Source organism: Neorhizobium sp. PAMB6716, from assembly GCF_058242805.1.
The window spans coordinates 796,415-814,439 of sequence record NZ_CM177835.1; the positions used below are offsets into that span (position 1 = coordinate 796,415).

Here is an 18,025-nt window from a genome sequence, read left to right on the forward strand (position 1 = left end):
CGCATTGTTTTGGGCTGTTTTTTACTGCGCCACCAGCAGGCGGACGATCCGCCGTGTCAAAGGCAGTGCGCAAAGCAGCGTGGGAAAGGCGATAATCCACGACAAGGCCCAGGCGCTCAGCCAATCGAAAAGGAAATCGTGCTGAAGGCCCAGATTGTTCAGTGTGGCGACAGCGGAGACCACCGATGTCATCAGGATCGACAGGATAAGTGGCATGAGGATGCCAGCGAAACGCGCGGGCAGGGGCGTAAGTGTCATTGTCCGTGTTCTTTCAAGAAGGGATTGCCCTTGAGCACAACATCCTAACTTCGTCGCATCAAGCGAGCAATCTATTGGATGCGTTGCTTGACGTCACACGCTTACGGCCTCTCTACGTCGACAGGCAAATGCTCTGTACTTTTTTTGACTGCTGTAGTCTATCCGAACGATGGTTTCAGCCGGCCTCTGCCCCAACATCCAGCAGTCAAAAAACTCACGCCGTCTCTCGCATCCGCCGCCGTTCGAAACTCAGCACCACGGCAATCGACAGCGCAAGCGGGATGAGGAGGTAGAGCAGCCGGAACACCAGCAGCGCGGCCAGCACGTCGGCATCGCGCATTTCCGAGAGGCCGTTCACGAAGAGCAGTTCCAGCACGCCGAGCCCTCCCGGTGCGCTGGACAGAAGCGCTGCGGAAAATGACAGGAGGAAAATGCCGAGCACGACGAAATAGCCGGGATTTCCAGCCTCCGGCAGGGCGAAATAGATGATGGCGGCAGCGCCCATGATTTCGAGCGGCCCGATGAGAAGCTGCAAGAAAACGGTTTTCAGCTGCGGATAATAAATCTTGACCGGCCCGATGGTGAGTGGGCGGAACTGCTTCCAGCTGCCATAGACATAGGCTGCCACCGCGACCAGCAGGACTATGCCCACCAGGCGCAACGTATCGGTGGCCGGCAGGTTGATGAAGCGTTCTCCGACCGAGGGCTCGAACGTCAGAACGAGGCCGGTGAGCAGGATGGTGCCGAGCGCAAAGGTGAACGAGCAGAACGCAATCAACTGGCCGATTTCGAGCCCCGACATGCCCTTGGAGGAATAGGCCCGGTAGCGAATGACCGATCCGGACAGCACCGATGCGCCAAGATTGTGCGACAGCGCATAGGTGGTGAACGAGGTGAGCGTGATGAAGAGGAAATTGACCCGATGCCTCAGGTAGCTAAGGGCCAGCGCATCATATCCCGCAAGTGCCAGATAGGCGAGGATGGCGCTGCCGGCACACATGAACCAGTGTGTATAGGGTATGGCGGAAAGACTTGCGCCAAGCTCATCGATGGAAAGCCCGCGTAACTCCTTGAACAGGAGCCAGATGGAAACGGCGACAGCGGCGATGCCGATGGTCGGCCATGCATATTTACCGATGATGGTTCCCCCCTTTCAAGACATTCATGGTCGACCGCACCTCTTGTCCACGCGGCAAATTCGGCCCGCCGGGCCTCTTTGTCCATGGCTTTGTCAGGGCACACTGCATCTGGGTAACGCAGATCCAGCCATCTCGTTCACGGTGTGGTCGATTTATGATCGCTTACCTTAGCATGCATGAGCCACGCCTGCCTTCCAAGGCATTTTTCGGCCCAAAAACAGAGATTTGAAGATTTGTGGCATTGGCCCGAAAGACCGTTTTTCGTCACGTTCGGGGAACCGGTGGCAGCACCACGGCCGTGACCCTGACGGCAAAAGTACAATTAAATCGGGTTTGCCGCACATCGGCCTCTCGATACGACGACCTTTCCGGCTTACATGGCACATGATGCAGGATGTTTCCGACATAGGCTCGCCGATCGCCGAGCCGGCGCGACGGGTGCGCAGCGGCTGGGGCCTGGCGGCGGCCTCGGCTCTGCTGCACCTGTCGCTGCTTGCCGTGTTTCTCATTCCGCTTCCGGCATTGGAACTGGAACAACCACCTGAAGAGACGGTCTCGGTAGAGATCGTTCCTCCGGCACCCGAGCCGGTGGAGAAAGAGGAAGCCAAGGCGCCGCCAGCTGCCGAGCCGCCACCTGCCGCCGACAAGCCGTCCGCCGCCGTCGAAGAACAGGCCCCGCCGCCGCCTGCAACGATGATTGCCGCACCGCCACCGCCGCCGGCCGATGCGCCTGAAAGGGCTGACCAATCCGGCGAGACGGCGCCGAAGGCGGATGAGGCCGCCCTGATGGAAGCTGCCCCCGTGGTGCCGGAGCAACCGACACAGGATAAGCCGGCCGCCCCTGACGTGGCCGAGACGCCCGGCGCTCCGCCGGCGGACCCTGCCGCGCAACAACCGGATGCGACGACCGCCCCACCACCGCCTGACAGCCCGGATGATGTGAACCAGAAGCCGCAAGAGCAGAAGCCGCAAGAGCCGCAGCCGGAAGGCGAAAAACCGGCTGAACCGGGCACGCCGCTTCCGGAGAACGTGACGCCGCCGGAGGCGGATCTGGCGCCAGGCCCCAGCCCGGGAGAACCTGCCGCTGCAGTGTCCTCCGCGCTTGCCGATGCGCTTCAGGTCGTGCCGGTGCCGACGCCGCGCCCGGTGCAGGCGGTGGCCGCATCCGAGCCATCGCAGAGGCCCGGCGGCGCCATGGAAAAGGCAGAAACGCTGCTTTCTGCAGCACGACTGGAAAACCCGGCGCTCAGATCGGCGCTGGGGCAACTGTCTCCTAACCGGCGCCTGACGCAGATCTGCAGCTTTGAAGTGGCAGAACAGGTGTCTCGCGCGCGCCCGGAGACGCCGGCGGATTTCGTCGTGCCCTATGGCCCCTCCGGCGGGTTCATTCGCAACGGCACGCTGGATGCCGATGGCGGCGCCTTTCGAAGCGGCGGGCGCTGGTTTGATGTCAGCTTTCGCTGCACCGTGGACATGAAGGCGATGCGCGTTACCTCCTTCAGCTACCGCCTGGGAAAAGAGGTGCCGCCGCAGGACTGGCCGCGCCGCCGGCTGCCCGGCGCCTGATGCCACGCAAAAACCTCAAGGAGAAGCACCATGCCACAGACCATCCTCCGGATCGAAACGCGCGGGCAGGGGCTTTTTGAATTCACCCGGCAGGTGGAGGCTTTTGTCCGCGATGCCGGAATGGAGGAGGGGCTTTTGACGCTGTTCGTGCGCCACACCTCCTGTTCGCTGCTGGTGCAGGAAAATGCCGACCCGGACGTACGCCAAGACCTGAACGGCTTCTTTGAGCGTCTTGTGCCGCCGAGCGACGATCCTTCCATGCGCTGGATGGTTCACACCACGGAAGGCCCGGATGACATGCCGGCGCATGTGAAATCTGCGCTGACGGCGGTGTCTCTCGGCATCCCGATCATGGGCGGCCGGCTGGCACTTGGCACCTGGCAGGGCATCTATCTGTTCGAGCATCGCGACCGGCCGCACCGGCGCGAGGTGGTGCTGCATCTCTCCCGTTAAGCGTTTCAGTTGCTGAATGCCGAATGAATGGCAGCTTCGGAAGCCGTTCAGGTCCACCGCACTAGATTTGCCTCCAACGCCTTCTGTGGCGCATCGCATGATTGGAGGACCACACCATGAAACAGCTTTTTGCCAAGGCCGGCCTTGCCGTCCTGATCGCCGTGTCCGGCTTTGCCGCACCGCTTGCAACGGCATCCGCTGCCGATAATGGCATGAGGGTTGATGTACAATGGCGCGGCGACGATCGCGGTGGTCCGCGCCACCACGGTCGCGGCCCCGATCGCCGTGCCGGCTGCGCCCCCTGGCACGCCGAGGACAAGGCCGCCCGCATGGGCCTTCGCCGTGCCCGCGTGGTCGACATGAACCGCCGCGTGGTGGTGGTGGCCGGTTTTGATCGCCGTGGCCGTGACCGCATCGTGTTTGCCAACCAACGCGGCTGCCCGGTCATCCGCCGCTAACCCCGGCCTTGCCCCATCCTGAAATCCGCTCCATTAGCCCAATGGACGGATGAGGCCGTCGCTCACGCCCCCTAGCATTTGAGCGGCGGCTTTCGTTGTCTTGCCTGAAGCCCTGTATCGCAAGTTGCCATGATGCGGCATCCGCTGGTCCGAAAGACCTCGTGGGCCGGTGACGTGTCTGAAGAGCACCAGGCGCCGCCAGCCATCCATGCGCAAGCCGGAGCGCAGGCCATGGGCATTCTTTTGGATGCTCTCGCCAATTTTGATGGCCACCCGGCATTTCCCAAAATCGCCGGTCCATGCGAAACTTGATGCCGTTCTGCGTCGGTCGTCAAAGGACGATCTCAGGCCGCAAAGCGCATTTTCTCAGCCCCTGAAAATTTATGCGCGCCGGGCGCGACAGCACCGGTGCCATCGGCTGACACTTCCAACGATTCTCCGCGGAAACTGGTTGCCCGGACGCCGTGGCGACGGCGCACAGAGGCTGCAGGCATCGCGTCCATGCCTGCAGGCTCTGTCAAACGTCAGCGCGCAATCTCGAAGCGCATCTCGACCATCACGGTATAGCTGTTTTCGCCGCCGGAGACGGGAACGGTATCGGCTTCCTTGGCCATGGCCATGCGCATCATCGGCACCGGTTCCGGCCGCATGCCGTTTTCGGCGATGGAGACGACGGGACCGAGTTTTGTGCCGGCAGCCTCAGCCAATGTCCTTGCCTTTTCCATGGCATCGGTGACAGCTTTGCGACGCGCCTCTTCCATGGCAGCCTTCGGATCGTCATTGGTAAAGCTGATCTGGCCCCCTTGGTTGACGCCGAGTTTCACCGAGCGATCGATCAGGCCGCCGAGCTTGCCAAGGTCACGCACGCGCACGGAAAGCCCGTTGCTGACCTGGTAACCGATGATCCGCGGCACCTCGTCCACATTGCCGCCGTCGCCATTCTGGCCGGAACGCTCCTGCTGGCTGTAACGGGGGAAAATCGAGAAGTCGCTGGTCTGGATATCGCGCTCGGCAACGCCATCCTGCTTCAGCGCAGCCATGACCTCGCGCATGGCGGCATTGTTGGCCGCAAGCGCTGCATCCGCTGTCTCGGCCGTGCGCGTCACGGTCAGAGACAACATCGCCATGTCGGGCGCAAGGGCAGCCCGGCCTTCGCCGGTAACGCTGATCATCGGCTGATGCGCAGGTGGCGGTGGTGGCGGTGTTTGCGCCTGCCCGACAGAGGCCACGGCAATCCCTGCCGTGACAATAAGAGTGGAAAGGCAAAGCCGTCTGGAACGCATCAACAAGCCCGGCATGAATATCCTCCGCAATGGGTTTTCGGTATTTCAAGCTGAGATTGCCACAACCTTTGCGACAATCCCTGCCTCAACCACCACAGGTGCCCGTAGAATGTGAAGCCAATACGGCAACGGCTTGTAGCTTTGCGCATTTTACGCTAGAGCCGAACTTCTAAGCGGCCCGCATGAACCATTGCACGCGGGCACACCTTCTGCCGAAGGTTTTGGGGCCTGTAGCTCAATGGTTAGAGCCGGCGGCTCATAACCGCTTGGTTGGGGGTTCGAGTCCCTCCGGGCCCACCAAATATTTTGAAAATCAATGTAGCCGGATGTAGCTTGACGCGGATTTCCGGAATTTTGACACCTAAATCCGGAATTTAGAAAAATCGGAAATCGGTCTAAAATCCCTGTCAAAGGGCTTTCAAAGGTAATTTGAATGCGCCTAGGCGGTTAAGGAAATGGAGCCTCCGAGGCGCGTTGGCTATTGATTGCAGCACTGCGGTCGCTACCCGCCTAACCTAGTGGCAGCTATCGCTCACTGTGAGTGTATTTTTTCCAGAAATTCTTCGGGCCGCAAAATTGCCCTTCTGATTGAACGATAATCGTCCTGTGGAACCTGAACGAAGTCCTCTCCCCCCTCTTCAAATTCACCAACAAAGAGACCTTCTGGGTTTCTAGCGGTATTGATGAGGTCGACATAGCATCCATAATCGATCTTATAGACGTCATACCGAACACCAGGCGCGTCGTGAGATGAAACATTCTTCTTTAATATGTGAAGGATCCGGGCGTCGAAAAGGCGTTCGATTTGGTCGATCCTGAGATTGCTTTGAACCAAGAATGCCCGTGCTCGCCTTTCGCCGATAACCTCCTCGATGATCATTGACAACAGTGAATCCAATTCAGAATCCTCGCGGATCACCGCGTGCTTGTCTTGCTGATACCAATCCCGAGCTCCTGCTCTCACATGCGTCATCGCAATCTGTTGGCCAAAGGCTTTAGTTGCAACTTTGGTAGCTAGGTTCAGGGCATCGCGAGGTACTCCCTCAACTGCTCGAACGAACTCGATGAAAACTGGTTGTTGGGTGAACGCGCTCTGGATCAGCTTGTCCGCAGTGTCGATGTTTGAATCGGCAAACTCTGAACTGCCGTAGTGTTTGAAAAGTAGTGTTTTAAAAAATTCGGTTGCTCGGCTTTCCTTGTTGTCGAAAACGAGAAAGTCATCGAGGTTGAGATCAGCCACAACATCAGCTCCGAGTTCTAACCCTACGTATTCTCCACGTTTCTCCTTTTTGAATATACAAAAGTTCGATCGATGGTCGATCGCAGCGATTTTCACGGTGATAGGGCGAATTGGAAAAACAGTTCTGCGCAGCAAGTCGGCGAGGTATGGCTGAAGATCAACGGGGATTTCGCTCCACTCGTCTATCAGCAACCAAATTCTCGATATTCCCAACACCGATACCAAGCCGTTCAGAGCAGCGCCTATTTTCCCAAAGTTCAAATGGATCATCTCTTTTCCGGTCCTAGACACGGATGTAGATCGCTTATCAGCCTGTGACCGTTCTGCTCCGGCTTCGAATGACGGCTCGCTGGAGAGATGCAGACGTGCTTCTAGTCGCTCAGTGTTTTGTATCTCGCTCTCTTCAGTCGCTGATATCTCCCCAGTGACCTTTACCCCACCCAAGCTTTCGGAGAAGTCATCCAATCGGATCGATATTTGGTGGGGGTCCGGTGCGGTTCCTAGGGCGCTTACTGCGATACCGTAAAGCTCGTTCTGGAGATGATTCAATACGTCGACGATTAGGGTGCCTGCGCGCTCTGCTAGCGTGCGAGAACTGTCGCCATATATGGAGCCATTCGATCCTACGTTTCGAAGATCGACGTAAATTGGGATGTCCCCCTTTTTCGAAATTTGCTGTTCAAGGTACTTCAGCAGATGTGTTTTGCCGGTCCCACGTCGACCGTAAACTACCTGATTGTTCGTGGTCGATATCAGGTCAAGAATTGGGCCTGTGTCTACGAAGGTTGTTTCCAGGATCTCGTTCGAAACCCTTTCAGCTCGCTTGTCAAAACCCATGAGCGCTCTTTGAATGTTCTGACTGGCGTTTACGTTTAACATTGCTTGCTCCTCCGAATGACGTAACTTCCATCGGAAGAATCGTCCACTGTCAACGTGGTGACGCTGATGCTTTAGGAGCAATGGGTAGGTAGCCGCGGAGGAATGCCTCCGTTTCCCGTTGTCGATCACGGCGCGATCGCGAATATCACCCTTGGCCTCCTTCGCGGCCGTTCAAAGGCTGCCGCTGTCGGATATAGACCGCATGTGGACGTTTTCACGCGCCTCGGCCGGAATGAACCCATAGCACGCCAAATGATCGGCCGCGTTGATCAGCAGTTCCAGCCCCATAGGCGCCAACGCCCGCCGCCAGAGATCTGCTGGCGTTTCCCCCTCCTGAATGAAACACCAATCCTGAAAGGCGATCGGCCCACCGTCCATCTCATCCGTCAGATGATAGACGGTGCCGCCGGTAACGCTTTCGCCGGCCGCGATCGCGTCGGCAACGGATGTCTTTCCCCGGTAGAGCGGCAATAGCGACGGATGAAACCCGATCGAATACCGCGCCTGTTGCCGGATCCAGTCCGGCACGAACACGAAGGCGTTGGCGCAAATGAGGAGATCGACCGGCAGCCCCGCCAGCGCATCGAGGCCCGCCGAACCGTAGATGATGGCGGGCACATCGGCCGCCATTGCGAGGGCATAGAGCCGGTCGCTGGGGCAGGGCACCGCGACGAAGGCCACCTCGTAGCGGTCGTTGAGCGCCTTGAACACCTCGGCCGCCAGCCACTTCTGGCCAATCAGACCGATCTTCATGCCCGCACCTCCACACCTTCGATGTAGCGAAAACCCTGCACCGCCCGAAAATGTCCGCCGTATTTGCCTTTCACCCCCTTGCTGCTCTGGCCGCCGTGAACGGACTGCGAGACCTGAGACCACAGCCGATCGCGCCGCAAGGCTGCGGCGAGGCCGGGATGGGATGTGTGGAACAGGGTCGGCATCGGTCGCCGATAGCGGTTCTCGCCTCTGCGCCACGCGCTGCAGACGGCATTGAGGAACCGCAAGCCGACGCCGGCGCCCTGCCATTGCCGAGCCCGAGCCGATGAGTGCTGCGGCCTCCCTCGTGGCGACATTGTAGATCCCGTCGCCATTGGCTGGCACGCCGACATTTGTGACGTAGGAATGCGTCATGTCCAGCATGGCGAGACTACCGGCCGTCAGCCCCTCATCGTCGCGCAGGATCGGCAGGCTGGTGTCTGTAAAGGAAACATCGGTCAAGCTGAGCTTCTGGCCCATATCAATAGTACCTCGTGTTTATGGTGGCGATGATTGCGTCGGACAGCGGGCCGGCGCCTATGGTGGAGAGATGCGTGGCGTCCCAGGTCCATTCGATCCAGGTGCCGTCATTGTTGATCAGCAGCGCCCCGGTCGTGCCGTTGGCGATGCGGATGTAATAGTCATTGGCCGCACCTCCGCTCGGCAGGCCGGCCGTCGACCACGTGCCCTGGTAGACAAGTGCCGAGGGGCTGACAGGCAGAGCAGCGCCGCCGAAGAAGGATCGCGGCACGATGCCGTAGGTCGCAGCGACCTGCGCCTCCGTCATTCCCGGAAAATGAGGGTCCGGGATGTTGCGGCCGGCATTGGCGCCGATCAGCGACTGTTCGACGCGCAGCCGTTCGATGTTTTCATCCTGGCTTCGGATGATGTTGATCGCGGCAATCTGTTCGGCAAGCTGGCCATAGGCGCGCGACTTCTGGCGGATCAGCTCCAGTTCCTGCTGGTCAACGTCCACGCCATTGCGTGCAGCCTCGGCGCGCAATTGGGCCGTCAGCTGGAATTCCATACGCAGCGCTTCGGCCTCAGAAACAGTGCGGCCAATCAAAGACGCTTCCAGCTGCTGTGAGCCGATGGTCTCCTCGAGCGACCGCTGCCTGTCGCGCCGCGCATCCGCCAGCTGCTTTTCGGCGCCGAGAAGGGCTTCCCGTCCGGCAAGCTCGATCCGAAGGCGGCTTTCTTCGGCGCTCTCATCAGGGATTGCGCGGGCAGCAGCGGTGGCGCGGGCAGCAGCGGCCAGTTCTTCAGGCGAGCGGGCAGACAGGCTTGCCTGGCGTGCGGCGGCTTCGGCCCGCATGCGATCGAGCGAAAGGCGCTGCTGGTCAAGATAGTCGTCCCGGTCGCGAGCGCCCTGCGATCCAATGATGAAGCCGCGTTGGCTGGCGCCGATCTGGCTGGTCACCTGGAGAAGGCCGCCGAGCGCCCTCTGGGCTTCGACACCTTCCTTGGCGGTGCTGCGCAATTCCTCTGCCATCTCACGGATGCGTTTGGGCACCGCCGGATGGTTCTCGATGGCTATGATACGCTCGACAAAGGCCTCGATGTCGGGCGTGCCGTCTGCCGCCGACTGCCTGAGGAGGGCCACGGCCGACTGCATCTGGCCCAGAATGTAGGTCCCGCCCTGGAAGTCGTCTACCGAGAGCGTTCCGGTGTCGGCAAGCAGCGCCTTTGAAGTGTCCTGCAGGATCTTCCGGTAGTTTTTGACGCTGTCGGCGGTATCTTGCGTCAGGATTTTTCGGCTTTCCGTGCCGTAGTCTCGGGCGCCCTTGGCGGCATCGCCATAGGCGTCGCGCAACCGGCGGATCAGTTCGCCATGCTTGTCGAGCGCGTCGTTTGCCTTCTTCGCCTCGCTGTCGGATTGCATGAAGTACTGGATGGCCGCCGCACTCGCCGCAACAAGTCCGATCGTCACCAAGGAAACCGGCGAGACAAGGGAACGGAAAGCAGTCACCAGCCCCAGGACCGGCTTGTCCATGGTCGACAGCACGCTGGAAAGCTGCGTGCCCTGTTGCAGGGCGATCTGGAGCGGCGACATGCCAAGCGCTGCCGTGACACCGATGTCCTGGAACTGTGCCGCAATATTGGCCGTCTGGAAGGCGCCGCTTGTGTTGGCATGAGCGGGCTGATCCGCAAGCGCCGCGTTGCGGCCCTTGATCACGTCGATTGAGGCGAGCGTTGCCTGCCGCTGGCGCTGGATCGCCGACGTCATTTCGTCGGTGGAGAGCACGCCTTGCGCATGCAGCGTCCGGATTTCCGTCAGCGTGGTCTTGTACTGGTTGATGACCGCAAAGAGCGGATTGTATTTCGCGCGCAACTCATCAAGCGAACGTCCCTGCATGGCAAGCGCGCCGGTCCATTCGCGCACATTCTGGTTGGCGGCCGGCGAGCCTAGCGAGTGTTGCGCATCGATCAGCTGCTGCAGCCGGATCGAACTGCGGCCAGCTTCTTCGCCGATCGTGGCAATCGCAGCCTTTGTCGTCTGGGCGCCAACCGGCACCTGGCTGGCATCGAGCGTCACAATGGCTGACAGTTTAAGCGGCGCGGCCATCAATCATCTCCACTGTTGAGGACCGCGAGCGCTGCATCCTCCATCACGCGCAGATCCTCAAAGAGGTGGTCTGCAAACCCGCTGCGGCGGAAAACGACGTCGCAGCCGGCGTAGTCGAACCCCACCCAGATCATGGCGCCGAAGCCGATGCCGACGCGCCATTGCGTAGCGCATGCGAGGAAGGCGAGGAGGCTGTCCCAGTTGCAGGCCGCGACCGGTTCGCCGGTCTCCTCATCAGCAAGAGCTGGGACGATCCTGACGCCCATCAGCTCCAGTTCGCGCCGGGTCTCGTCCATGATCGGGGTCGCCCGTTCGCGGTCTATGCGACCGGTTCGGATCATGGCCCAGGTGCGGGCAGCGGCCCGGAGTTTCCCAGGCGTGCCCCGTCTTCGAAAATGGCCGCGTCATAGGCGAGCTTCAGCGCGCGCCGGATACGGTCCTGATCGATCGCCATGTCGAGTGCGGCCGCGTTGAATGGAATGGGTTGGCCGTCGGCATCCACCACACCCCGCCAGTCGGTGATCAGCCGGTGGAACATCCGGGCGTCGTGGTCTTCCAGCGCCTTCTCTTGCGCACGGATCGTCTGGGAAACCGCCGTCTTGTCATCGGCCGTCGCCATGGCTTCGATCGTGTCGACAAGCTGGCGTGCCAAGGCGTCGCGCTCTTCGGCGTAACCCCGCATCTCAGCCTTGCCAACAATGAGGAAACGGGCTTCAAATCCGACTTCGGTGAAGGTCCCCGGCTGGTCGGGGTCAGGCTGTTGAACCTTGACGGGCCACCAGACGGCGAGGCGTGAAACGAGCGTGAACATGCTTTGAAGACCCTTCAAACCTACTTTACGGTGATCGTGAATTCGTCGTTGCCGGCGGTCGGCAGGAGCATCAGACCAAGCTGGTTGGCGATGATCTTCTGGTTTTCCTGATAGGACGGCCGACCGATCTGGACGCGGGAGGCGCCAAAGCCGACGATATTGCCGGCCGTGACGCCATGCTGTGCGGTGAGCGCCCCGGTGGTGTGCGTCTCGGCAATCGCAAACCAGTTGATCGTTTCCAGCGCCACGGCTTCCATCGTCGCCTGTCCCGTCATCAGGCGATCAACGATTTTCATGCTCTCGTCGTTGATCAGCAGCCGCTGCTGGACGTCGTTGGCGAGATCGATCGAAAAGCCCTCGCAGGCGCCGGCATGACCGTGCAGTCTGAAGGTGGTGTTTGCCTTGGACACAGGAACCGGCTTGATGAAGTCCGACAGATCGACGGCCGGCATGCCCTGGTCGCTGATCGTGCCGAGCAGGCCGGTCAAGGTGAAGCTGAAGCGTGGGATCTGCTGCGGTGTCATGGAAAGCGTGAAGGTGCCACGCGCGCCGAGCAGCACATGCCGGATGCCGTCCATGATATAGTAGATCGAGCAGGCTTCATGTCCGGAGGATACCGGATTGTAGACGACTTCGACGCCGGCCTCGACCGTTTCCGCCATGCCGCAGGCGCGCAGCAGAACGCCATAGGCCGGCACGGTCCCGGCTGCACCGGCGCCGGCGATTTCGACGTCGAAGGCCACGCGGCCATAATTGCCGGTCAGGATGACGCCCTGGTGGCCCATATAGGGCAGCAACAGATCACGGCTGACGTCCTGGCCAAGCATCGGCTCCGGCCGGAAATTGTTGACCTGCATGGCGTTGGCAGCGCCGGTCGGCATGGCGTCCGTGCCATAGAGCGTTTCCAGCTTGGCCAGAATGGCCTTGTTGCGGGCATATTTCGACATCAGATTTTCCTTGTCTTTACGGTCGCAGTGCGATCGGCCGCCTCATTCTGTTCAGCAGGTCCAGCCGGTTCATCCGTGGCCGGCGTGAGCCCGTCCTCATTGTCGCGGCGATAGGAGCCGCCGGTCTGAGGCAGCGGTTTCATGGGCGTTTCTCCAGGGTTCGCGTGGTCTTCCAGGTCTGGGCGTAGATGGTCGCCGCCTGGCCAAAGGGGCTGCTCTGGCCCGACACCAGCTCGAACGGCTCTTCGGCCGCATCCCATTGCCAACCGGCCAGCGCCTGCTCGATCTCGTCGCGGGTTCCTTCGAACTCGCCCGTCCGCTTTCCGCCCTTGGCGTCGTCGTAGCGGCGGATCAGGAAGGCGATGATGACATAGGCCTCGATCGACTGGCGAAAGGCGCCGGTTGCGAACTGATTGGTCTCCGCGATGTCACGGAATGGCAGGACGAACACGGTGCGGTTTTTCGGGGCGGTTCCCTTGGACAGGGTCTCCAGATCCTCGGCCGGCAGCACATCGGTCAGCGTCGTTTCCGCGCGCAGGCGGGTGATCACATGCGAGATCACAGGAAGCCTCCAAACCCGCCCCAGAGAGGCCGTTGCTTCACCAAGACGACGCGACCGGCGTCGTCGGACGGCGCCTCCGTTCCTTCGCTGACAGGCAGGTTGACGAGCGCCTTGGCGACGTCACGCAAGCCGTCCATGGCGCTTTTCCAGTCGCGCACGACGTGATCGGGCGCGCCGTCGCGGTGCAGGTGATAGCGCGCAATCGAGACGGCCCAGGTGGTCACCAGTTCAGGAACGGAGGTGAGGGGCAGCCGGTAGCGCGCGCCGATATAGCCATTGATCTCGCTTTCGGCCGTGGCGATCGCAGACGCGACCACGGTTGGATCAGGCGCGCCGTCTGCGTCGCGGTCGGCAAAGCTCGGGCGTTCCGGGCGCAAGTAATCGCTTTTGAGCGTTTCCCAGGCGTCAGGATGGCAGGTGGCCCACTTGCCTTCGGAGCCGTAGGAAGGGGCGAGGGCGGCAAGCCAGTCGGTCCGGTCATGTCCGGCCACCATCTTGCGCCATTCATAGAGAGCCGACTTGGTGATGCCGGCGCGAGCGCAGGCCATGGTGACGGCCGCGCGCGCCGTCATGCCGCCGCGTTCGAGATTTTCGGCACTTTGAAGCGCCTTCAAACGTTCTTCACAGACCATTTTAAGGTCGTTTGAAAGGGCCTCGAAGGCATGCCAGAGCTTGGCACGACGCTCTCTCTCAAGGTTACGGTCATCATTTGCCGGCGCCATATGGACCACGAGCAGGCGGGTCTGCGCGGTCTGCGGCAGGAGGGAATAGTGATACTCCCAGACAGGCTTGGTCTTGCCCGGCACGCGCCGGGCCAGACGCTCGTCACCACGCCAGCGGGCGCGAGCGATCTTGTCGATGCTGGACGCATCGCGCGGCAGGTCAGGCAGGTTGGCCTCGGCAAGGTCGGCCACCGTGAAGAACTCCTTCATGGCGGGCTTAGGTGCCGGGGTGGCGGGAGAACGCTTCGGTGCCATCACAGCCCCCGCCGTTTGATGTTGATCGGCGTGGAGCGCAGCGTCTTCAGGCGCTGCTGCAGTTCGCGCTGTTCCTGTTGCAGGCGGGCGATCTCGGCAAGCCGGGCCTCGTCACCTTCCAAAAGGGTCAGGCCATCTTCCGAGACGACGAAATCCCAGAGCCAGACCGCGCCGGTGGCGCGCACGAAGGCCTTGAAGCGTACGAGGCTAACATCATGCGAGGCCTTGCTTTCGGCCGTGTAGGCATCGAGCGTCATCTTCGAAAGGTTTGGCAGGCCGAGATAATGCGCCATGCGGGCCGCGATCACCTCGCGGGAATGCGGGCATTCGCGGATGGCGCGGGCCATTTCACGCTTGAGGCGCGAACGGAAACGATCAAGGTCGATCGAGGCGACGGGAGCGCGTACCGGAAACAGCGGCTCAAGGAAGAAATCGAGTTGGGCGGGATGTTTGCTCATCACGCGGCCTCGCTCTTCAGATCGGCCATCAGCTGCGAAAGCTCGCCGCTGCCTTCCATGCCGATATGTTCGAGGAACTGGCGCCGAGTGTCTTCGCTGGCATCTTCCCAGGCGGTGACGAGGCGCGACAGCAGCAACGCCTGTTCAACCTTCGCCTTTGGTAGGCGGGGGGCGGGGTCGACGATGGCGAGCGCCTTCTTGACGTCGGGCTCGGCCTTAAGCGCCACGGCCACCTGCCGCTGCTTCTGCGGCTCCAGCTTGGCCAGCGCCAGCAGCTGGGACTGGTTGTCGGCCGCTGGCAGGCTTTGTAGGGATGTGCGAAGATCCGGATGGAGGTTTTTGCAGATTGCATTCAGGTACTTCGCAGACCTGAGAGACAGCCCGAGTTGGTCTGCGACAGACTGCGAATATGCCTTCGTATCCTGCGATGGAATTAGTGCAAACTTTGCACCATTCGCTCTCCCTGGGTTGATCTTGCCGTACTTGTTCTCCCACAGGTCGCGATACGCCTGAACGAAATAGGCGCGATCGAGAACGGAAAGATCCCGCCGGTGCAGGTTTTCTGCCAGTTCCAGCAATTGTGCATCAGCGCCATTGGCCTTCACCACAATGGCGTCGAGCATCTCGATGCCGTGGATCTCGGCGCCGGTGCAGCGATGCCCGCCGATGACCAGCGTGTAAGGGTTTTGGGCGGCCGGTGTGGCGCGCACCACGATGGGCTGCAACTGGCCGTGTTCCTTCATGGAGGCGCCAATCACGGCGGCATAATCGCGGTCGATCGGGCGCTGACGCGGGCCGATCAGGATCTGCGAAAGCGAAAGCTGCTTGTAATCGGGCATCAGGCGACCCCTCTTTCTTCTTCCGTCTGCAGGAAGGCGAGGGCGTGGGCGCGGACCACGATGCTGCGGTAATGCGTGCTGAAACGCGGCGTTTCCAGTCGGCGATCAATGGTGCGAAGCGCCCGGTTGACGGCTTCCCGCGAACGGTCCTCCGCCTCGACGACCCGGCGCTTCGGCCATTTGAATTCGGTCACCATCAGATGGATGACCACCTGGCGCGCGAGCGCAGCATCGAACCACTGGTGCGGCGGCTCCACGATGTCGCGGATGGCAAGATGCGGAAAGCCTTCGCGCACGGCGGCATAACAGGCGTGCAGATGCGCCTCATAGAGCGCTTTGGAATTGTGAACGTTGATCATGCCAGCACCTGCGAGATGAAAGCAGCGAGCGCAGCGATGAGGCCAGCCGCCACAAGGGCGAAGATCATCAGCCAGTCCGCCACGCGGCAGATGACGGAACGGGAGGGAATGAAGGGGTTTTTCATGTCTAAGCCCTCGCGCCGATTTGGCGTTGCGCCATGGTGGAGGGGCGGACATAGTTGTCGCGGGGTTGAGGTGATTTCCGCAGACCGGAGGCGTGGTAGCGCGTCCGCCAGAGGAGTTCTGGCCTTGTGCCGAGAGCTGCAGCGATTGCCCGCTCCCCCTTCAGGTTTGGCTCCCGGAGCGTCGTTCCGGCAGTCCCGCGTGGAAGGTCATAGAGACGGTCGACTTGAAGAAGGGTAAGGCCCGCCTCAAAGAGCTTGCTCTTAATGGTGGTGATTTCCGAAATCTTCTTGTCGACGGTGGTTGTGGTCTGCTTGTCCGCCCGTTGGAGCCGGTGCATAGTGGATCCTCGTGGTGATGAGGGAGGCCCTGGCCGGCCTCCCTTTTCATGGGTGATTTGGTCCGTATTTATGGAGAGGTTATCGCAGAAATTTGCGATCGTCAAATGGTCGACGCAGAAATTTGCGATATGACGCATGGTCGTATCGTTTGACTACGAAAGCGTGGTTTCGCGTCTTCTTTCGCTGAAAGGTGAGGGTAGTGAGGGCGATTTTGCAGCACGCCTTGGCATTTCGCCGAACACTTGGACCGCCTACAAGAAGGGCCGCCAATCGTTTGGTTTGCACGAGATCACAAAAATATGTGACGAACTTGGCGTGGATCCTCAGTGGCTTCTTTTTGGAGATCACCAAGAAGCGCTGGTCTTGCCGGCTATCGCTGCCGGCGAACTGGTGCATATGCCCAGGTACGATGTCCGTGCGTCAGCGGGCAGGGGGCTGATAGCTATCAATCAGATGCCAGTGGGTGAGGTCGCCTTCGGCCGCGACTTCCTGCGAAACCTCGGCGCCAATCCCGAATATTGCTACATCCTGGAAGCCCGAGGCGACTCCATGTGGCCGACCATCCCAGACGGCGCACTCCTCATCGCCGACGCCTCTAAAACCCAGGTCGATGACGGCCGGATCTACCATTTCAACGTGATGGACAAAGTCCTGGTCAAACGCGCCAGGTGGTCCATGGACGGCAAGCTCTACCTCACCTCAGACAACCAAGCAGCAGGGTATCCGCCGGAGGTCTTCGCGGCGGATCGCGTGCATGAGTTGAATGTGGGGGGGCGGATTATGTTTACCGGGCACGCGCCGCTGCCGGTGCGGTGAAGCAACGTTGCAATAGAGGATATGGACGAAATGATGCCCGTAAACGAGATGCGTGTAGGCGAAGTGACCTTCGCGCGTGGCTTTCTTCGAAACCTCGGTGCTAATCCCGACTATCGATATATCTGGGAACCACGCGGCGACTCGATGTGGCCGACAATTCCCGATAGGGCACTATTGATCACCTATTCCTTTAAAACAGAGGTTGATGACGGCAAAATCTGCCATTTCGACCTCATGAACGGCGCTTTGGTGAAGCGCTCGCTTTGGTCAATGGACGGAAGACTATATTTTACGTCGAACAACGTCTCCGCAGGCTATCCTGCAGAGGAGTTTACTGAGGATCGCATCGGCGAGTTTCGTGTTGCGGGCCGTGTCGTGTTCACCGGCCATGCGCCGATGCAGTTAAGATAGGCAGCAGCGTGAAGAAAGTAATCACCGTTTTAAGGCATCCTACGGTTGCTTCCGTGTTTACTGCCTTGATGCTTTCGGCGGCGTTCATGTACGGCAACCTGATGGCCTTGGGCAGAAGCCTCACACCACTCATTGGACGAGATGAACTCTTAAATTCTTACTTATTGCGCTCAGTCTTCTTCGCAGTTGTCTTGAGATTTCTGTGGTTGATGGTCATGTATGATCGGCAGTCAGAGATGAGCTTTTCCAATTATTTGTTGATAATTGTAAATACTAAAAGCAAATTTGGTGGGGTGGCTGCGGAAATTTTAATTACCACTATTTCTGTTGCATTTCTTTTTTTTGCATTGTTATCGGGTGCGGGTATTTATGGGCTGATATGTGTGACAGTTACTATCGCGTTGCTATCATTTAGATCTTTTCTTAAGGGTCGGATTGGAGAGATGATAGTGATCCTCAACATGGTCGCGATTTCAGCAGCTTTGATAATGGGATACGGGTGGATTATGTTCGCGAAAGTCGGCCCCGCATTGACCCTCACTTCCAATGCTGCTGGAACAAGTTACAAGTGTTGGATCGTTATGAAGACCTCAGATGGTGTAATCGCATTCGTTGATGGCGATCCAAAAGCTTCATTCATCCCATGGTCAGAAATCCGCTCAATCAGACCAACTCAGTGATTTACTCGTGGTCTTGTGCTTACGCTGTCGCCATTATCTGACGTATAGCAGCACGCGCTTCGCCAGACTGAAGCTAGAACAGGTTAACTTGCGTTTCCCGAACAAC

Annotated in this window: 24 protein-coding genes and 1 tRNA gene; 7 read left to right on the forward strand and 18 right to left on the reverse strand. The window is 59.9% G+C overall.

The annotated features are described in order from the left end of the window. Positions 1-21: 21 nt before the first annotated feature. Complete coding sequence (locus tag AC4CWH_RS03780; protein WP_491320449.1) at positions 22-258, reverse strand: DUF2798 domain-containing protein; 237 nt, start codon at positions 256-258, stop codon at positions 22-24. Between the two features lie 214 nt (positions 259-472). After that, entirely contained in the window at positions 473-1,399 is a 927-nt protein-coding gene (locus tag AC4CWH_RS03785) for a lysylphosphatidylglycerol synthase transmembrane domain-containing protein (RefSeq protein WP_491321344.1), read from the reverse strand. Between the two features lie 382 nt (positions 1,400-1,781). Between AC4CWH_RS03785 and AC4CWH_RS03790 the strand changes: the two genes are divergently transcribed. From AC4CWH_RS03790 to AC4CWH_RS03800, 3 genes are all read left to right on the forward strand, one after another. Beyond that, the gene (locus AC4CWH_RS03790; RefSeq protein ID WP_491320450.1) at positions 1,782-2,963 is read left to right on the forward strand and encodes a DUF930 domain-containing protein; all 1,182 of its coding nucleotides are present in this window, start codon (positions 1,782-1,784) and stop codon (positions 2,961-2,963) included. 30 nt (positions 2,964-2,993) lie between these two features. Further along, on the forward strand, positions 2,994-3,416 hold the full coding sequence (locus tag AC4CWH_RS03795) for a secondary thiamine-phosphate synthase enzyme YjbQ (RefSeq protein ID WP_491320451.1): 423 nt from the start codon (positions 2,994-2,996) through the stop codon (positions 3,414-3,416). Positions 3,417-3,532: 116 nt separating this feature from the next. Further along, positions 3,533-3,874 (forward strand): hypothetical protein, encoded by a 342-nt coding sequence (locus tag AC4CWH_RS03800; RefSeq protein WP_491320452.1) that lies wholly within the window; start codon positions 3,533-3,535, stop codon positions 3,872-3,874. A 524-nt stretch (positions 3,875-4,398) separates the two neighbouring features. On the opposite strand, the gene AC4CWH_RS03805 is transcribed toward AC4CWH_RS03800, so the two are convergent. Beyond that, positions 4,399-5,172: an SIMPL domain-containing protein gene (locus tag AC4CWH_RS03805; protein WP_491320453.1), complete on the reverse strand. Its 774-nt coding sequence runs from the start codon at positions 5,170-5,172 to the stop codon at positions 4,399-4,401. Positions 5,173-5,381: 209 nt separating this feature from the next. On the opposite strand from AC4CWH_RS03805, the gene AC4CWH_RS03810 reads away from it, so the two are divergent. Further along, positions 5,382-5,457, forward strand: a tRNA-Ile gene (locus AC4CWH_RS03810). A gap of 232 nt (positions 5,458-5,689) precedes the next feature. On the opposite strand, the gene AC4CWH_RS03815 is transcribed toward AC4CWH_RS03810, so the two are convergent. The 15 genes from AC4CWH_RS03815 to AC4CWH_RS03885 form a co-directional block, all read right to left on the reverse strand. After that, positions 5,690-7,276 carry an ORC-CDC6 family AAA ATPase gene (locus tag AC4CWH_RS03815; protein ID WP_491320454.1) on the reverse strand — a complete coding sequence of 529 codons (1,587 nt, stop codon included), beginning with the start codon at positions 7,274-7,276 and terminating at the stop codon, positions 5,690-5,692. A gap of 171 nt (positions 7,277-7,447) precedes the next feature. Continuing rightward, positions 7,448-8,029, reverse strand: a complete 582-nt coding sequence (locus AC4CWH_RS03820) for a formyltransferase family protein (protein ID WP_491320455.1) — start codon at positions 8,027-8,029, stop codon at positions 7,448-7,450. Further along, complete coding sequence (locus AC4CWH_RS03825) at positions 8,026-8,214, reverse strand: hypothetical protein (protein WP_491320456.1); 189 nt, start codon at positions 8,212-8,214, stop codon at positions 8,026-8,028. Before AC4CWH_RS03825 ends, AC4CWH_RS03820 begins: the two co-directional genes overlap by 4 nt. Before the next feature lie 296 nt (positions 8,215-8,510). Then, a complete protein-coding gene (locus AC4CWH_RS03830; protein ID WP_491320457.1) occupies positions 8,511-10,595 on the reverse strand; it encodes a phage tail length tape measure family protein in 2,085 nt (694 codons plus the stop codon). Continuing rightward, a complete protein-coding gene (locus AC4CWH_RS03835) occupies positions 10,595-10,891 on the reverse strand; it encodes a DUF1799 domain-containing protein (protein WP_491320458.1) in 297 nt (98 codons plus the stop codon). The genes AC4CWH_RS03830 and AC4CWH_RS03835 overlap by 1 nt, the downstream gene beginning before the upstream one ends. A 41-nt stretch (positions 10,892-10,932) precedes the next feature. Further along, the gene (locus tag AC4CWH_RS03840) at positions 10,933-11,406 is read right to left on the reverse strand and encodes a hypothetical protein (RefSeq protein ID WP_491320459.1); all 474 of its coding nucleotides are present in this window, start codon (positions 11,404-11,406) and stop codon (positions 10,933-10,935) included. Between the two features lie 20 nt (positions 11,407-11,426). Further along, entirely contained in the window at positions 11,427-12,353 is a 927-nt protein-coding gene (locus tag AC4CWH_RS03845; RefSeq protein WP_491320460.1) for a phage tail tube protein, read from the reverse strand. Continuing rightward, a complete protein-coding gene (locus AC4CWH_RS03850; RefSeq protein WP_491320461.1) occupies positions 12,353-12,496 on the reverse strand; it encodes a hypothetical protein in 144 nt (47 codons plus the stop codon). The genes AC4CWH_RS03845 and AC4CWH_RS03850 overlap by 1 nt, the downstream gene beginning before the upstream one ends. Further along, a complete protein-coding gene (locus tag AC4CWH_RS03855) occupies positions 12,493-12,915 on the reverse strand; it encodes a phage tail terminator protein (protein WP_491320462.1) in 423 nt (140 codons plus the stop codon). The genes AC4CWH_RS03850 and AC4CWH_RS03855 overlap by 4 nt, the downstream gene beginning before the upstream one ends. Continuing rightward, entirely contained in the window at positions 12,912-13,892 is a 981-nt protein-coding gene (locus tag AC4CWH_RS03860; RefSeq protein ID WP_491320463.1) for a phage protein Gp36 family protein, read from the reverse strand. The genes AC4CWH_RS03855 and AC4CWH_RS03860 overlap by 4 nt, the downstream gene beginning before the upstream one ends. Continuing rightward, positions 13,892-14,350, reverse strand: coding sequence for a hypothetical protein (locus tag AC4CWH_RS03865; protein ID WP_491320464.1), 459 nt, complete (start codon positions 14,348-14,350; stop codon positions 13,892-13,894). Before AC4CWH_RS03865 ends, AC4CWH_RS03860 begins: the two co-directional genes overlap by 1 nt. Then, positions 14,350-15,189 (reverse strand): ParB/RepB/Spo0J family partition protein, encoded by an 840-nt coding sequence (locus AC4CWH_RS03870; RefSeq protein ID WP_491320465.1) that lies wholly within the window; start codon positions 15,187-15,189, stop codon positions 14,350-14,352. The genes AC4CWH_RS03865 and AC4CWH_RS03870 overlap by 1 nt, the downstream gene beginning before the upstream one ends. Beyond that, the gene (locus AC4CWH_RS03875; RefSeq protein ID WP_491320466.1) at positions 15,189-15,548 is read right to left on the reverse strand and encodes a hypothetical protein; all 360 of its coding nucleotides are present in this window, start codon (positions 15,546-15,548) and stop codon (positions 15,189-15,191) included. Before AC4CWH_RS03875 ends, AC4CWH_RS03870 begins: the two co-directional genes overlap by 1 nt. Continuing rightward, on the reverse strand, positions 15,545-15,673 hold the full coding sequence (locus tag AC4CWH_RS03880; protein WP_491320467.1) for a hypothetical protein: 129 nt from the start codon (positions 15,671-15,673) through the stop codon (positions 15,545-15,547). Before AC4CWH_RS03880 ends, AC4CWH_RS03875 begins: the two co-directional genes overlap by 4 nt. Before the next feature lie 2 nt (positions 15,674-15,675). After that, positions 15,676-16,011 (reverse strand): helix-turn-helix domain-containing protein, encoded by a 336-nt coding sequence (locus tag AC4CWH_RS03885; RefSeq protein WP_491320468.1) that lies wholly within the window; start codon positions 16,009-16,011, stop codon positions 15,676-15,678. A 136-nt stretch (positions 16,012-16,147) separates the two neighbouring features. On the opposite strand from AC4CWH_RS03885, the gene AC4CWH_RS03890 reads away from it, so the two are divergent. The 3 genes from AC4CWH_RS03890 to AC4CWH_RS03900 are packed head-to-tail and all read left to right on the forward strand — an operon-like array spanning position 16,148 to position 17,919. Next, positions 16,148-16,828 carry an XRE family transcriptional regulator gene (locus AC4CWH_RS03890; protein WP_491320469.1) on the forward strand — a complete coding sequence of 227 codons (681 nt, stop codon included), beginning with the start codon at positions 16,148-16,150 and terminating at the stop codon, positions 16,826-16,828. 30 nt (positions 16,829-16,858) lie between these two features. Continuing rightward, positions 16,859-17,239 (forward strand): S24 family peptidase, encoded by a 381-nt coding sequence (locus AC4CWH_RS03895; protein WP_491320470.1) that lies wholly within the window; start codon positions 16,859-16,861, stop codon positions 17,237-17,239. Positions 17,240-17,247: 8 nt separating this feature from the next. Beyond that, positions 17,248-17,919: a hypothetical protein gene (locus tag AC4CWH_RS03900; protein ID WP_491320471.1), complete on the forward strand. Its 672-nt coding sequence runs from the start codon at positions 17,248-17,250 to the stop codon at positions 17,917-17,919. Positions 17,920-18,025: the final 106 nt, after the last annotated feature.

What these genes read in the sequence shown, in the direction of transcription:
- AC4CWH_RS03780 (WP_491320449.1), bottom strand. Translation starts at nt 258, where the DNA reads ATGACACTTACGCCCCTGCCCGCGCGTTTCGCTGGCATCCTCATGCCA.
- AC4CWH_RS03790 (WP_491320450.1), top strand. Translation starts at nt 1,782, where the DNA reads ATGATGCAGGATGTTTCCGACATAGGCTCGCCGATCGCCGAGCCGGCG.
- AC4CWH_RS03795 (WP_491320451.1), top strand. Translation starts at nt 2,994, where the DNA reads ATGCCACAGACCATCCTCCGGATCGAAACGCGCGGGCAGGGGCTTTTT.
- AC4CWH_RS03800 (WP_491320452.1), top strand. Translation starts at nt 3,533, where the DNA reads ATGAAACAGCTTTTTGCCAAGGCCGGCCTTGCCGTCCTGATCGCCGTG.
- AC4CWH_RS03805 (WP_491320453.1), bottom strand. Translation starts at nt 5,172, where the DNA reads ATGCCGGGCTTGTTGATGCGTTCCAGACGGCTTTGCCTTTCCACTCTT.
- AC4CWH_RS03815 (WP_491320454.1), bottom strand. Translation starts at nt 7,276, where the DNA reads ATGTTAAACGTAAACGCCAGTCAGAACATTCAAAGAGCGCTCATGGGT.
- AC4CWH_RS03820 (WP_491320455.1), bottom strand. Translation starts at nt 8,029, where the DNA reads ATGAAGATCGGTCTGATTGGCCAGAAGTGGCTGGCGGCCGAGGTGTTC.
- AC4CWH_RS03825 (WP_491320456.1), bottom strand. Translation starts at nt 8,214, where the DNA reads ATGCCGACCCTGTTCCACACATCCCATCCCGGCCTCGCCGCAGCCTTG.
- AC4CWH_RS03830 (WP_491320457.1), bottom strand. Translation starts at nt 10,595, where the DNA reads ATGGCCGCGCCGCTTAAACTGTCAGCCATTGTGACGCTCGATGCCAGC.
- AC4CWH_RS03835 (WP_491320458.1), bottom strand. Translation starts at nt 10,891, where the DNA reads ATGGACGAGACCCGGCGCGAACTGGAGCTGATGGGCGTCAGGATCGTC.
- AC4CWH_RS03840 (WP_491320459.1), bottom strand. Translation starts at nt 11,406, where the DNA reads ATGTTCACGCTCGTTTCACGCCTCGCCGTCTGGTGGCCCGTCAAGGTT.
- AC4CWH_RS03845 (WP_491320460.1), bottom strand. Translation starts at nt 12,353, where the DNA reads ATGTCGAAATATGCCCGCAACAAGGCCATTCTGGCCAAGCTGGAAACG.
- AC4CWH_RS03850 (WP_491320461.1), bottom strand. Translation starts at nt 12,496, where the DNA reads ATGAAACCGCTGCCTCAGACCGGCGGCTCCTATCGCCGCGACAATGAG.
- AC4CWH_RS03860 (WP_491320463.1), bottom strand. Translation starts at nt 13,892, where the DNA reads ATGGCACCGAAGCGTTCTCCCGCCACCCCGGCACCTAAGCCCGCCATG.
- AC4CWH_RS03865 (WP_491320464.1), bottom strand. Translation starts at nt 14,350, where the DNA reads ATGAGCAAACATCCCGCCCAACTCGATTTCTTCCTTGAGCCGCTGTTT.
- AC4CWH_RS03870 (WP_491320465.1), bottom strand. Translation starts at nt 15,189, where the DNA reads ATGCCCGATTACAAGCAGCTTTCGCTTTCGCAGATCCTGATCGGCCCG.
- AC4CWH_RS03875 (WP_491320466.1), bottom strand. Translation starts at nt 15,548, where the DNA reads ATGATCAACGTTCACAATTCCAAAGCGCTCTATGAGGCGCATCTGCAC.
- AC4CWH_RS03880 (WP_491320467.1), bottom strand. Translation starts at nt 15,673, where the DNA reads ATGAAAAACCCCTTCATTCCCTCCCGTTCCGTCATCTGCCGCGTGGCG.
- AC4CWH_RS03885 (WP_491320468.1), bottom strand. Translation starts at nt 16,011, where the DNA reads ATGCACCGGCTCCAACGGGCGGACAAGCAGACCACAACCACCGTCGAC.
- AC4CWH_RS03890 (WP_491320469.1), top strand. Translation starts at nt 16,148, where the DNA reads ATGGTCGTATCGTTTGACTACGAAAGCGTGGTTTCGCGTCTTCTTTCG.
- AC4CWH_RS03895 (WP_491320470.1), top strand. Translation starts at nt 16,859, where the DNA reads ATGATGCCCGTAAACGAGATGCGTGTAGGCGAAGTGACCTTCGCGCGT.